Genomic DNA, 13,300 nt, shown 5'->3' with positions numbered 1-13,300 from the left:
ATGCCACGCTTGCTCACGCCCTCAGGTTGTTCCATGCTGCCTCTGCAAGGAGACACCGTGGACGCCATCAACAAGAGCGTGGAGCTGAGCGAGCAAGAGCGGATCGACCGTCTGCGGCTGATCCGCTCGGACAATGTCGGGCCACGCACCTTCCGCTCGCTGGTCGATCATTTCGGCAGCGTCCGCGCGGCGCTGGAGCGGCTGCCGGATCTGGCCCGCCGCGGCGGCGCGCAGCGGTCGGGGCGCATCTGCAGCGTGGATGAAGCGAAGGCCGAGCTCGCCGCAAGCCGAAAGTTCGGCATCGCCTGGCTCGCGCCCGGCGAGGACGGATATCCGGCGCGGCTTTCGACGCTCGACGATGCCCCACCTTTGCTTGCCATACGCGGCGACAGAGCGACGCTGATGCGGCCGATGATTGCGATCGTCGGCTCGCGCAATGCCTCCGGAGCCGGCCTGAAATTCGCCGGCCAGCTCGCGCGCGAGCTTGGCGAGGCCGGCTTCATCATCATCTCAGGGCTTGCCCGCGGCGTCGACCAGGCCGCGCATGGCGCCAGCGTCGAGAGCGGCACCATCGCGGTGCTCGCCGGCGGCCACGACTGCATCTATCCGCCCGAGCATGGCGATCTGCTCAGCGCGATCCTCGATCATCAGGGCGCTGCGATCTCGGAAATGCCGCTCGGCCACGAGCCGCGCGCCCGCGACTTCCCTCGCCGCAACCGGCTGATCTCGGGCGCATCGCTCGGCGTGGTCGTGGTCGAAGCCGCACACCGTTCCGGCTCGCTGATCACCGCGCGCATGGCCGCCGAACAGGGCCGCGAAGTGTTCGCGGTGCCCGGCTCGCCGCTCGATCCGCGCGCTGCCGGCACCAACGATCTGATCAAGCAGGGTGCAACGCTCGTCACGGAAGCGTCCGACATCATCAATGCGGTGCAGCCGATCGTGGAGCGGCCGCTGATGAGTCCCGCGAGCGAGCCCGACAGCGAGCCGTTCGAGAGCGATCCGCAAGGCCACGACCACGACCAGATCACCGGCCTGCTAGGCCCCGCCCCCATCTCGATCGACGATCTCGTGCGCTTGTCCGGCGCCTCACCCGCGATCGTGCGCATGGTGCTGCTGGAGCTCGAGCTCGCCGGTCGGCTCGAACACCACGGCGGCGGACTGGTGTCGCTGATCTAGGCGTTGTTGCGCTCGTCGAACCGCGTGCGCGCCGCCGCGATCTTCTCCTGGTGCGCGATCGCCCACTCGCCCAGCGCCTTCACCGGCTGCTGCAGCCCGTGGCCGAGATCGGTCAACTCATAATCAACGCGCGGTGGAATGGTCGGGAAAATCGTGCGCGTGACGAGGCCGTCGCGCTCCAGCCCGCGCAGCGTCAGGGTCAGCATCCGCTGCGAGATGCCGTTGATCATGCGCTTCAGCTCATTGAAGCGCTTCGGCCCGTCGCTGAGCATCATGATCACGAACACGCTCCATTTGTCGCCGACCCGCGCGAGGATCGAGGCGACGTTGCGGCAGTCGGAATGGTTGGGATCGGGCCTCCGTTCGGCGGCAAAATCGATGTGTGTCGGTTCCAAAGATGTGCCCATGGCTCAAAAATGTGCGTTCTTGCGGGGTTTTTGACAGTCACTCATGTAGTGCGGGTTACAAATCTATACCATGGGTGACCCCAATGAAACTCCTCCATATCGACTCCAGCGTTCTCGGCCCCCACTCCGTCTCCAGGCAGGTTTCCGCCGCCATCGTCGACCGGCTCAGGCAGGCCACGCCCTCGCTTGAGGTCGTCTACCGCGACCTGACCGAGACCCCGCTCGCGCACTTGTCCGGATCCCACTTGGCCGCCGCCCAGGGCGCACCCGCGCCTGCGGAGCTCGGACCTGACCTCACCGCGAGCGAGACCGTCCTGAATGAGTTCCTCGATGCCGACATCGTCGTGATCGGCGCGCCCATGTACAATTTCACGATTCCAAGCCAGCTCAAGGCCTGGATCGACCGCGTGCTGGTGAAGGGGAAGACGTTCAAATATGACGCGAGCGGCCCGGAGGGCCTTGTTGGCGACAAGCGCGTGATCGTGGCGATTTCCCGCGGCGGTCATTATGGCGCCGAGACGCCGTACGCGGCCGGCGAACATCTGGAAACCTATTTGCGTTGGGTGTTCGGCTTCATGGGGATCACGAGCCTGGAATTCATCTCCGCAGACGGCGTCAATCTCGGGCCCGAACATCGCGAGAAGGCGCTTGCGGGGGCCCTCCAGGCCGCAACGGGCCTGCAAGCGGCCTGAGGCTACGCCGACGACGTCAGCCGCGAGCGGTGCTGCGGCGGCTGACAGAGCGGCAGATTGTTTGCGAAGCTAAAACCAGGAGCCCTGGATGCCCAGGATTACGGCCACGAGCGACATGAGCAGGCCGATGCCGGAGAAGATGGCAACCCCGATGAATTCCGACATGTCGGAGTGCTTGGCAGGAACTGCGGAGCGTTCAGTGTAAATACGCGGGTCTGAAATCGGAGCTAAAATGCGTGCTGCTTTCGGCATGACGGGCTCCCTCAAATGAGTCCTATGACCCCTGCCCGTAGAAAAGTCTTGGCAGCGCACGCAAAGGTTCAACGCGTCACGCAAGCTTCAGGAAATACATCTCCCGACACGCGGGAACCGGCCGGCGCAACCATTTTCGGCAAGTGCCGGCCGATTCAGTTTGAAACTGATTTGATCAGCCGCGATAGATCGGCGCGCCGGCGGGTGAGGCAACCGCGCCGCCATCGACGAAGATCTCCTGGCCCTGAATATGGGCGGCATCGTCCGAGGCGAGGAACAGCACCGTCTTCGAGATGTGATCAGGTTCGCCAATGCGCCCGAGCGGCGTCGACATTCCGATGCGCTTCTCGAATGCCTTCTCGGCTTCGGGCGTGGCAATCGCAGCGCCCCAAATCGGCGTGCGGATCGCACCGGGCGCGACCACGTTGACGCGGATGCCGCGCGGCGACAGCTCCGAAGCCATGATCCGCGCCATCGCTCGCACGCCGGCCTTGGCCGCGCCATAGGCCGAATAGCCGGGAATGCCGAGCACTGAGATCACCGAGCCGTTGAGGATGATCGAGGCGTTGTCGTTGAGGTAAGGCAGCGCGGACTGAACGGTGAAGAATACGCCGGTGAGGTTGGTGCTGATCACCTTTTCGAAAGCCTCATGCGTCGTCGAACCGAGCGGCGTGTTGCCGGGGATGCCGGCATTGGCGAACACGATGTCGAGCTTGCCGAACTTGTCGGTGCCCTTCTTGATCGCAGCTTCGGTCGCGGCAATGTCGGTCGCATCGGCAGCTAGCGCGATCGCGTTCGGGCCGAGTTCCCTGGCCGCGGCCTCCAGCGTCTCCTTGTTGCGCCCGGTGACGATCACCTTGGCGCCCTCGGCCACGAACAGCTTCGCCGTTGCCAGGCCAATGCCGCTGTTGCCGCCGGTGATCAATGCCGTCTTGTTCGTCAGCCTCATGCTCGTCTCCAGTGGTTGCATAATGAAACTATGTTGCCATCTAGGGCATATGGTTTTATGATGCAACCACACATCCGCGTGATCGGGGCCGAGCGGGCGCATGCGACAGGACCAGCACGATGGTGAAGCGAACGAGTTTTGAGGGTGATGCCTGCCCGATCGCACGATCGCTGGAGGCGATTGGCGACTGGTGGTCGCTGCTGATCATTCGCGAGGCGCTGTTCGGCGTGCGCCGCTTCGGCGAGTTTCAGAGCAAGCTCGGCATGGCCAAGAACATCCTGTCGGCGCGGCTGCGGTCGATGGTCGACCACGGCATACTGGAAACAGCCCCCGCCTCCGACGGCACCGCCTACCACGAATATGTGCTGACGCCGAAGGGCCGCGGCCTCTTCCCGATCCTGGTGGCGCTTCGGCAATGGAGCGAGGAATTCGACGATCATCCCGAGCAGATCACGACCATCCTGGTCGATCGCGCAAAAGGCCGACCGGTGAAGAAGCTCGAACTGCGCGCCGAGGACGGCCGGCTGCTCAGTCAGCCCGATACAATGGTGAAGCTGCGGCCGGCATCGCGCCGGCGGTCTGCGTAAGAGCAGCGTACTGTCGCCACACCGTCATTGCGAGGAGCCGTTGCGACGAAGCAATCCAGACTGTCTCTGCGGTGGGATTCCTGGATTGCTTCGCTGCGCTCGCAATGACGAGGTGGGTACGGTATGCCCTACACCGCCCCGCCCTCACGACAGCTTGCGCTTGCTCCGCAGCCGCAAATGCTCCTCGGCCTCCAGCTTGGTCATGCCCAGGAGATAATGGAGCACGCCCAGCTCGTGGCGCTCGGCGAGCTTGCGCAAGCTGGCCACCTGCTCGGCTATGAAGGCAACCGCCTCGTCAGCGCCGCCCTCGCCCGGTTCCTCGTTGCGCGAACGTGCTTGCGCGCGCGCCGCGTCGCGCGCGCGTTTCCGTCCTGGTTTTGCCACCAGTCCCACCCGAATCCATGCCCCGCGGGTACATTACGCCGACAGCGACTACAACTCCAAGGTGGTAATTTGCAACTTTCTCGATATGAAACTTTTCCCATTTGGCGGGCTTTCAACACCCTTCGATTTGACAGGACCCGCCCCACCACCCATGTTCGGGACGAAACGGCCGACCCGAATCTAGAGGAAATCGGCCCGAGATTTCCCCGTAAGTTACTGGAACTACATGAATATCGTCATTGTGGAGTCGCCGGCGAAAGCCAAGACGATCAACAAATATTTGGGCTCGTCCTATGAGGTTCTGGCCTCGTTCGGCCATGTTCGCGATCTGCCCGCGAAGAACGGTTCCGTCGATCCCGAGGCCAATTTCAAGATGATCTGGGAGGTCGACCCCAAGGCGGCCGGCCGGCTCAACGATATCGCCAAATCCCTGAAGGGTGCCGACCGCCTGATTCTGGCGACCGACCCTGATCGCGAGGGCGAAGCCATCTCCTGGCACGTGCTGGAGGTGATGAAAGAGAAGCGCGCGCTGAAAGATCAGAAGATCGAGCGCGTGGTGTTCAACGCCATCACCAAGCAGGCGGTCACCGACGCCATGAAGCATCCGCGCCAGATCGACGGCGCGCTGGTCGACGCCTATATGGCGCGCCGGGCGCTGGACTATCTGGTCGGTTTCACGCTCTCCCCCGTGCTGTGGCGCAAGCTGCCGGGCGCACGATCGGCCGGCCGCGTCCAGTCGGTGGCGCTGCGCCTCGTCTGCGACCGCGAGCTGGAGATCGAGAAGTTCGTGCCGCGTGAGTACTGGTCGCTGATCGCGACCCTGCTGACACCGCGCGGCGACGCCTTCGAGGCACGCCTGGTTGGCGCCGACGGCAAGAAGATCCAGCGCCTCGACATCGGTACCGGCGCGGAAGCCGAGGACTTCAAGAAGGCGCTGGAAGCGGCCACCTACGCGGTGACCGCGGTCGACGCCAAGCCCGCGCGCCGCAATCCGCAGGCGCCCTTCACCACCTCGACCTTGCAGCAGGAAGCCAGCCGCAAATACGGCTTTGCGCCGGCGCACACCATGCGCATCGCCCAGCGCCTCTATGAAGGCATCGACATCGGCGGCGAGACCACCGGACTCATTACTTATATGCGTACCGACGGCGTGCAGATCGATCCGTCCGCGATCACCCAGGCACGCAAGGTGATCGGCGAGGATTACGGCAACGCCTATGTGCCTGACGCCCCGCGCCAGTACCAGGCCAAGGCCAAGAACGCCCAGGAAGCGCACGAAGCGATCCGCCCGACAGACCTCACGCGCCGTCCCGACAGCATGAGCCGCAGGCTCGATGCCGATCAGGCCAGGCTGTATGAGCTGATCTGGAAGCGCACCATCGCGAGCCAGATGGAATCGGCCGAGCTGGAGCGCACCACGGTCGACATCACGGCCAAGGCCGGCGGTCGCACGCTGGAGCTGCGCGCGACCGGCCAGGTCGTCAAGTTCGACGGCTTCCTCGCCCTTTATCAGGAAGGCCGCGACGACGAGGAGGACGAGGATTCACGCCGCCTGCCGGCGATGAGCCAGGGCGAGGCGATCAAGCGGCAGTCGCTCTCCGTCACCCAGCACTTCACCGAGCCGCCGCCGCGTTTCTCCGAAGCCTCGCTGGTCAAGCGCATGGAAGAGCTCGGCATCGGCCGGCCCTCGACCTATGCCTCGATCCTGCAGGTGCTGAAGGACCGTGGCTACGTCAAGCTCGAGAAGAAACGCCTGCATGGCGAGGACAAGGGCCGCGTCGTGGTCGCGTTCCTGGAGAGCTTCTTCAACCGCTACGTCGAGTATGACTTCACCGCCAACCTGGAAGAGCAGCTCGACCGCATCTCCAACAACGAGATCTCCTGGCAGCAGGTGCTGAGGGATTTCTGGACCGGCTTCATTGGCGCCGTCGAGGAGATCAAGGATCTGCGCGTCGCGCAGGTGCTCGATGTGCTCGACGACATGCTGGGCCAGCACATCTATCCGCCGCGCACCGACGGCGGCGACATCAGGCAGTGCCCGAGCTGCGGCACTGGCCGTCTCAACCTGAAGGCCGGCAAGTTCGGCGCCTTTGTCGGCTGCTCGAACTATCCGGAATGCCGCTACACCCGTCAGCTCGCCGCCGACGGCGAGACCACCGCCGACCGCTCGCTCGGCCAGGATCCGGCGACGGGCCGCGATGTCTGGGTCAAGGCCGGCCGCTTCGGCCCCTACATCCAGCTCGGTGAGCAGAAGGATTATGAGGAAGGCGAGAAGCCGAAGCGTGCGGGCATCCCGAAGGGCACCTCGCCCAGCGATGTCGACCTGGAGCTTGCGCTCAAGCTGTTGTCGCTGCCGCGCGAGATCGGCAGGCATCCCGAGACCGGTCAGCCGATCACGGCGGGCCTCGGTCGCTTCGGGCCGTTCGTGAAGCACGAGAAGACCTATGCCAGCCTCGAGGCCGGCGACGAAGTCTTCGACATCGGCCTCAACCGCGCCGTGACGCTGATTGCCGAGAAGGTCGCCAAGGGCCCAAGCCGCCGTTTTGGTGCCGATCCCGGCAAGGCGCTCGGCGATCATCCCACCCTCGGCACCGTCACCGTGAAGAGCGGCCGTTATGGCGCCTATGTCACCGCGGGCGGCGTCAACGCGACCATCCCGGCCGAGTTCGAAAAGGACACGGTAACGCTGGCGCAGGCGATCGCATTGATCGACGAGCGCGCGGCCAAAGGGGGCGGAAAGGGCGGCGGCAAGGCGAAGGCCAAGAAGGCCGCGAAGCCGGCCAAGGCCAAAAAGACGACAGAGCAGGCTGCGGACGGTGACGACACCGCGCCGAAGCCAAAGAAACCGGCCGCGAAGAAAGCCGCGGCCAAATCCGAATCCACAAGCAAGGCGCGCGCTGCCGTGTCGACGACTGCCAAGACGTCGCCGACCAAGAGCGCCGCCACCAAGGCTCCGGCCAAGAAGAGTGCCGGCAAGAATTAGAGGTTAAGTGAAACCAAAGAAAGACCGTGGCTTTCCCGACAGGCAAGCCATCGTCGCCTTCATCAAGGCACATCCAGGAAAGGTCGGAACGCGCGACATCGCGCGCGAGTTCGGCCTGAAGAACGCCGACCGCATCGAGCTCAAGCGCATTTTGCGCGAGCTCGCCGACGACGGCACCATCAAGAAGAAACGCCATACGGTCTCCGAGCCGGACGCCCTTCCGCCGACGCTGCTCGCCGACATCACCGGCCGCGACCGCGACGGCGAGTTGATCGCCTCCCCCGCCGAATGGGACGAGGTCGAGAGCGGCGAGCCGCCAAAGATCCCGATCGAGATGCCGCGCCGGCCCAAACCCGGCACCGCCGCCGGAATAGGCGACCGCGCATTGCTGCGGGTCGAGCGCACGGACGAGGGCGAAGGCCCGGCCTATCGCGGCCGTATCATCAAGCTCATCGACAAGGCCAAGAGCCGCATTCTCGGCGTGTTCCGCGCGCTGCCTGAAGGCGGCGGACGACTCATCCCCGTCGACAAGAAGATGGCCGACCGCGAGCTGAATATCGCCGCCGCCGACACCAAGGGCGCGCAGGACGGCGACCTCATCAGTGTCGACATCGTCCGCACCCGTAGCTTTGGCCTCGCCTCAGGCCGGGTGAAAGAGAGGCTCGGCTCGGTCAAGTCGGAGAAGGCGATCAGCCTGATTGCGATCCACGCCCACGACATCCCCTTGCAGTTCTCCTCCGCCGCCGAGCGCGAGGCGGAAGCGGCGGAGCCTGCGAATCTCAGGGGACGCGAAGACTGGCGCGACGTCCCCCTCGTCACCATCGATCCGCCTGATGCCAAGGATCACGACGACGCGGTGCATGCGCAAGCAGACCCTGATCCGAACAACAAGGGCGGCTTCATCGTCGACGTCGCCATCGCCGACGTGAGCTTCTACGTCCGGCCGGGCACCGCGCTCGACCGCGACGCGCTCGACCGCGGCAACTCGGTCTATTTCCCCGACCGTGTCGTGCCGATGCTGCCCGAGCGCATTTCCAACAATCTCTGCTCGCTGGTGCCGGGCGAGCCGCGCGGCGCGCTCGCGGTGCGCATGATCATCGCCCCTGATGGCCGCAAGAAGTCGCACAGCTTTCATCGCATCCTGATGCGCTCGGCTGCGAAGCTGAGCTACGCGCAGGCGCAGGCTGCGATCGACGGCCGGCCCGACGACACCACCGGTCCCCTGCTCGACCCGATCCTGAGGCCGCTCTATGCGGCTTACGCCTGCGTCAAGCGCGCGCGCGATGAGCGCGATCCGCTCAATCTCGATCTGCCCGAACGCAAGATCCTCTTGAAGAGCGACGGCACCGTCGACCGCGTCGTCGTGCCGGAGCGTCTCGACGCGCACAAGCTGATCGAGGAGTTCATGATCCTCGCCAATGTCGCGGCCGCCGAGATGCTGGAGAAGAAGTCGCTCCCGCTGATCTACCGCGTCCATGACGAGCCGACGCTGGAGAAGGTCCATGCGCTCGCAGAATTCCTGGAGACGCTCGACGTCCCCTTCACCAAATCAGGCGCGCTGCGCCCGACCCTGTTCAACCGCGTGCTGGCCCAGCTCGAAGGCCATGACTACTACCCGCTGGTGAGCGAGGTGGTGCTGCGCGCCCAGGCGCAGGCGGAATATTCGTCGGAAAACTATGGACACTTCGGCCTGAATTTGCGTCGGTATGCGCATTTCACCTCGCCGATCCGTCGCTATGCCGACCTCGTCGTGCACCGCGCGCTGGTCCGCGCGCTCGGGCTCGGCGAAGGCGCCCTGCCCGACAGCGAGACGCCGGAAACTTTAAGCGAAGTCGCGGCCCACATTTCGCTGACCGAGCGGCGCGCGATGAAGGCGGAACGCGAGACCGTCGACCGCCTGATCGCGCATCACCTCGCCGACCGCATCGGCGCGACCTTTCAGGGCCGCGTCTCCGGCGTCACCCGTGCCGGCCTGTTCGTGAAGCTGAGCGACACCGGCGCGGACGGATTGATCCCGATCCGATCCCTCGGCACGGAATATTTCAACTATGACGAGAGCCGCCACGCGCTGATCGGCACGCGCAGCGGCACCATGTACCAGCTCGGTGACGTCGTCGACATCAGGTTGATTGAAGCTGCCCCCGTTGCCGGCGCGCTGCGTTTCGAACTGCTGTCGTCCTCCAGCGAGACGAGCCCGCGCGATCGCAGGCGCCCCAATCCGCAACGCCGCCCCTCCTTCAAGGCCCATCCCGGCCGCAGCCCGGATAAAAAACGCAAGCCGTCAAAGCAGAAATCCGGCAAGGGAAAGGACAAGGGAAAGAACAAGGGCAAGAGCAAAGGCAACAAGGGCAAGGCTTGGTGACCATGAGCACGGCGCCAAAAATCTGGACGCGCGAGACCGGCCTCGTCGAGAAGCGCGACCTGTGGGCGGCGATGAAGCGCGGCTTTCGCGGCCGCTGCCCACGCTGCGGCCAGGGAAAGCTGTTCCGCGCCTTCCTGAAGACGGCGGACCATTGCGCCTCTTGCGGCCTCGACTTCACGCCGCACCGCGCCGACGATCTGCCCGCCTATCTCGTCATCGTCATCGTCGGCCACATCGTGGTGCCCACCATCCTCTGGATCGAGACCAACTACACGACGCCGGTCTGGCTCAGCTTCGTGGCCTATTTGCCCTTCACCTTCTTCGCCTCGCTCGCCCTGTTGCAGCCGGTGAAGGGAGCTGTGGTCGGCTTGCAATGGGCTCTGCGCATGCACGGGTTTGACGAGGACCCGCCGGATGGTATTCCGCCTGTGTAAGCAACAAGCAAGAACCGTCTGGGTGAGGATATGAGCGATACGGCGCAGACAGCCGAGAAGGCCAAAGTCCACGAGGAAAAGGAAGCCGATCACCATCCCTATTTCCGCCCTCGGGATGCGGCAACGCTGATCCTGGTCGATCGCAGCGGCAGCATTCCAAAGGTGCTGGTCGGCAAGCGCCACGACAAGGTCGTGTTCATGCCCGGAAAATTCGTCTTCCCCGGCGGCCGCGTCGACAAGGATGATCATCGCGTGCCGTGTGCGGCCCCCATCACTCCTGAACTAGAGGCCAATCTCGCCAAGGGCAGCCCGAAGACGCCGGCCTCGCGCGCCAAATCGCTGGCGATCGCCGCGATCCGCGAGGCCTGCGAGGAAACCGGCCTCTGCCTCGGACGCAAGGCTGAAGGCAAGGCGAGGCTCGAAGGCCCCTGGAAGCCGTTCGCCGATGCGGGCCTCCTGCCCGATCCCTCCAGCCTGTTCCTGATCGCCCGCGCGATCACCCCGCCCGGCCGCGTCAAGCGGTTCGACACGCGCTTCTTCACCGCCGATGCGTCGGCGATCACCCATCACGTCGAGGGCGTGATCCATGCGGATGCGGAGCTGGTCGAACTGGTCTGGGTCGAGCTCGGCTCAAGGCCGCTCGCCGATCTGCATCCCATGACGCGGAATGTGCTCAACGAGCTCCACGCCCGCCTTGCCACCGGCCCCTTGCGCCACGACGCGCCGGTGCCGTTCTTCCATTTCTACGGCGGCAAGATGCAGAAGGATATTTTGAGCTAAGGGCTCTTGTAGCCCGGATGGAGCGCAGCGAAATCCGGGGCATCCCATCGCGGAGGGACTTTCCCGGATTGCGCTGCGCTCCATCCGGGCTACGCGCGCAGAGTATTCTTTCACGCGCCGTCAGCGTCGGGCTCGGTGCCGACATAGTCGCGCGCCGGCAGCTTTAAGACGCGGCCGATCTCGCTGGCGAGCTTGTTCGCATCCTCGCGCTTGGTGAAGCTCTGCAGCGTGATCGGCTCGGTGCCCTTGTTGCCGCAGAGATTGACGTCGTAGGTCGTCAGCTCGGGATCGTAGTCGTCGGTGATGCTGATGAAGTGATAATCGGCGAGATCGCGCGATTTGCGAAAGTTCAGCGGGCCGAATTGCCTGGTGACGACGATCTGGCGCAGAGCCGCGTTGAGCACGACGAAGCTGCGGAAGGTCAGCAGGATCAGGCCGGGAATGCCGACGAGCAGCCCGAGGCCCGAAAACACCAGCACCGGCACAAGGTCATCGGCAAGCCGGCCGAAGCCGGAGAAATCCTGGCGCAGGCCGAGCGCGACATTCCACAGCAGATAGAAGCCCGCCGCCAGCAGCGGCAGCGACAGCAGCCGGCCGAACCACGGCATCGGTCGGTCGATCCGGACGATGCCGCCGTCTACGGTCATTGCGCTGGCCATGAAAGGTCTCCTCGGGAGCGAAGGTCATGGCTTGGTCGGCGCAGGCGGCTGATTGGTTCGAAGGGACCCCCTCCCCGTCATTCCGGGGCGCGCGCAGCGCGAACCCGGAATCAATCGGGCCGCAGAGATCGGCGTCGGATAGATTCCGGGCTCGCCGCTAACGCGGCGCCCCGGAATGACGGAAACGTGCTGAACGTGCCGCAAAAAACAAAAAATTCTTCTTAGCCATCCCAATGGCGGAGTTCCGCGGCGTGCCTATGTCTTTCCCCAACAACACCAGAACGGGATTTTGGGCGCGATGGCACAACGGCAACTCAAGCTTGGCGCGTTCATGCGCCCGATCAGCATCCACACCGGCGCCTGGCGCTATCCCGGCGCCTGGCCCGACGCCAATTTCAACTTCTCGCACATCAAGACGCTGATCAGAAAACTCGAGGCCGGCAAGTTCGACGCCTTCTTCATGGCCGATCACCTCGCCGTCCTGAACATGCCGGTCAACGCGCTCAAGCGCAGCCACACCGTGACCTCGTTCGAGCCGTTCACGCTGCTCTCTGCCCTTTCCGCCGTCACCGAACGGATCGGCCTGATCGCGACGGGCTCGACCACCTTCGACGAGCCCTATCACGTCGCCCGCCGCTTCGCCTCGCTCGATCATCTCAGCGGCGGCCGCGCGGGGTGGAACATCGTCACCACCTCGAACCCGGACGCCGCGCTCAATTTCGGCCTCGACGACCACATGGAGCACGCCGAGCGCTACAAGCGCGCCCGCGAATTCTACGACGTCGTCACTGGCCTGTGGGATTCCTTCGCCGACGACGCCTTCGTGCGCGACGTCGACAGCGGGCTGTTCTTCGATCCGTCGAAGATGCACGTGCTCGACCACGTCGGCAAATATCTGAAGGTGCGCGGCCCGCTCAACATCGCCCGCCCGGTGCAGGGCTGGCCCGTGATCGTGCAGGCCGGCGCGTCGGAAGACGGCAAGCAGCTCGCGGCCGAGACCGCGGAAGCCGTCTTCACCGGCGGCGGCAGCCTCGCCGACGGGCAGAAGCTCTACGCCGACATCAAGGGCCGCATGGAGAAGATCGGCCGCGACCCTGAACATCTCAAGATCCTGCCGGGTGCCTTCGTCGTGGTCGGCGACAGCGTCGACGAGGCCAAGGAGAAGCGCGCCCTGCTCGACAGCCGCGTGCATTACGACAGCGCCATCGCCTCGCTCTCGGTGATCCTCGGCACCGACGCCTCCGGCTTCGATCCCGATGGACAGCTCCCCGAGATCCCCGAGACCAACGCCAGCAAGAGCGGCCGCCAGCGCATGGTCGACCTCGCCAAACGCGACAAGCTCACGGTGCGCCAGCTCGCCCAGCGTGTCGGCGGCTATGGCGGGCTGTCCTTCGTCGGCACGGCCAAGACCATCGCCGACCAGATGGAGGAATGGCTGGTCGGGCGTGGCTCGGACGGCTTCAACATCATGTTCCCGTTCCTGCCCGCCGGCCTGGACGATTTCGTCGACAAGGTGGTCCCGGAGCTGCAGAAGCGCGGGATTTTCCGCAAAGAGTATGAAGGGGCCACTTTGAGGGAGAATCTGGGCCTGCCGCGGCCGAAAAACCGCTTCTTCGAGGCTTAATCGGCCCGATT

At 64.8% G+C, this 13,300-nt stretch carries 13 protein-coding genes; 8 read left to right on the top strand and 5 right to left on the bottom strand.

Annotated features, from left to right (window positions below; translation table 11 throughout):
- Positions 1 to 33: 33 nt before the first annotated feature.
- Positions 34 to 1,176: a DNA-processing protein DprA gene (gene dprA, locus ACNJX9_RS19145; RefSeq protein ID WP_439409892.1), complete on the top strand. Its 1,143-nt coding sequence runs from the start codon at positions 34 to 36 to the stop codon at positions 1,174 to 1,176.
- On the opposite strand, the gene ACNJX9_RS19140 is transcribed toward dprA, so the two are convergent.
- Positions 1,173 to 1,583 (bottom strand): winged helix-turn-helix transcriptional regulator, encoded by a 411-nt coding sequence (locus tag ACNJX9_RS19140; RefSeq protein ID WP_439409891.1) that lies wholly within the window; start codon positions 1,581 to 1,583, stop codon positions 1,173 to 1,175. The genes dprA and ACNJX9_RS19140 overlap by 4 nt on opposite strands.
- Before the next feature lie 83 nt (positions 1,584 to 1,666).
- On the opposite strand from ACNJX9_RS19140, the gene ACNJX9_RS19135 reads away from it, so the two are divergent.
- The gene (locus ACNJX9_RS19135; protein ID WP_057756547.1) at positions 1,667 to 2,275 is read left to right on the top strand and encodes an FMN-dependent NADH-azoreductase; all 609 of its coding nucleotides are present in this window, start codon (positions 1,667 to 1,669) and stop codon (positions 2,273 to 2,275) included.
- A gap of 69 nt (positions 2,276 to 2,344) precedes the next feature.
- Here ACNJX9_RS19135 and ACNJX9_RS19130 read toward each other — a convergent pair whose 3' ends face one another.
- Both ACNJX9_RS19130 and ACNJX9_RS19125 read right to left on the bottom strand, forming a co-directional pair.
- Positions 2,345 to 2,527 (bottom strand): hypothetical protein, encoded by a 183-nt coding sequence (locus tag ACNJX9_RS19130; RefSeq protein ID WP_057756550.1) that lies wholly within the window; start codon positions 2,525 to 2,527, stop codon positions 2,345 to 2,347.
- Between the two features lie 175 nt (positions 2,528 to 2,702).
- The gene (locus tag ACNJX9_RS19125; RefSeq protein WP_057756554.1) at positions 2,703 to 3,476 is read right to left on the bottom strand and encodes a glucose 1-dehydrogenase; all 774 of its coding nucleotides are present in this window, start codon (positions 3,474 to 3,476) and stop codon (positions 2,703 to 2,705) included.
- A gap of 119 nt (positions 3,477 to 3,595) precedes the next feature.
- Here ACNJX9_RS19125 and ACNJX9_RS19120 point away from each other — a divergent pair, with 119 nt between their 5' ends.
- The gene (locus ACNJX9_RS19120; RefSeq protein ID WP_439409890.1) at positions 3,596 to 4,063 is read left to right on the top strand and encodes a winged helix-turn-helix transcriptional regulator; all 468 of its coding nucleotides are present in this window, start codon (positions 3,596 to 3,598) and stop codon (positions 4,061 to 4,063) included.
- 144 nt (positions 4,064 to 4,207) lie between these two features.
- On the opposite strand, the gene ACNJX9_RS19115 is transcribed toward ACNJX9_RS19120, so the two are convergent.
- A complete protein-coding gene (locus tag ACNJX9_RS19115; protein ID WP_057756782.1) occupies positions 4,208 to 4,447 on the bottom strand; it encodes a hypothetical protein in 240 nt (79 codons plus the stop codon).
- Between the two features lie 226 nt (positions 4,448 to 4,673).
- On the opposite strand from ACNJX9_RS19115, the gene topA reads away from it, so the two are divergent.
- Genes topA through ACNJX9_RS19095 form a run of 4 tightly spaced genes read left to right on the top strand, consistent with a single transcriptional unit; the run spans position 4,674 to position 11,006 of the window.
- Complete coding sequence (gene topA, locus ACNJX9_RS19110; protein ID WP_439409889.1) at positions 4,674 to 7,430, top strand: type I DNA topoisomerase; 2,757 nt, start codon at positions 4,674 to 4,676, stop codon at positions 7,428 to 7,430.
- Positions 7,431 to 7,437: 7 nt separating this feature from the next.
- A complete protein-coding gene (gene rnr / locus ACNJX9_RS19105; protein ID WP_439409888.1) occupies positions 7,438 to 9,792 on the top strand; it encodes a ribonuclease R in 2,355 nt (784 codons plus the stop codon).
- The gene (locus ACNJX9_RS19100; protein WP_439409887.1) at positions 9,786 to 10,226 is read left to right on the top strand and encodes a DUF983 domain-containing protein; all 441 of its coding nucleotides are present in this window, start codon (positions 9,786 to 9,788) and stop codon (positions 10,224 to 10,226) included. Before rnr ends, ACNJX9_RS19100 begins: the two co-directional genes overlap by 7 nt.
- 30 nt (positions 10,227 to 10,256) lie before the next feature.
- Positions 10,257 to 11,006 (top strand): NUDIX hydrolase, encoded by a 750-nt coding sequence (locus tag ACNJX9_RS19095; RefSeq protein ID WP_439409886.1) that lies wholly within the window; start codon positions 10,257 to 10,259, stop codon positions 11,004 to 11,006.
- A gap of 110 nt (positions 11,007 to 11,116) precedes the next feature.
- Here the strand turns inward: ACNJX9_RS19095 and ACNJX9_RS19090 are convergent, their stop codons facing one another.
- A complete protein-coding gene (locus ACNJX9_RS19090; RefSeq protein ID WP_057756567.1) occupies positions 11,117 to 11,665 on the bottom strand; it encodes a hypothetical protein in 549 nt (182 codons plus the stop codon).
- Between the two features lie 298 nt (positions 11,666 to 11,963).
- Between ACNJX9_RS19090 and ACNJX9_RS19085 the strand changes: the two genes are divergently transcribed.
- Positions 11,964 to 13,289, top strand: a complete 1,326-nt coding sequence (locus ACNJX9_RS19085) for an LLM class flavin-dependent oxidoreductase (RefSeq protein WP_439409885.1) — start codon at positions 11,964 to 11,966, stop codon at positions 13,287 to 13,289.
- Positions 13,290 to 13,300 lie beyond the last annotated feature (11 nt).

This window comes from Bradyrhizobium sp. BLXBL-03 (assembly GCF_051853015.1).
In the GTDB taxonomy this organism is placed as follows: domain Bacteria; phylum Pseudomonadota; class Alphaproteobacteria; order Rhizobiales; family Xanthobacteraceae; genus Bradyrhizobium; species Bradyrhizobium manausense.
This window is presented reverse-complemented; position numbering and strand designations above follow the sequence as displayed.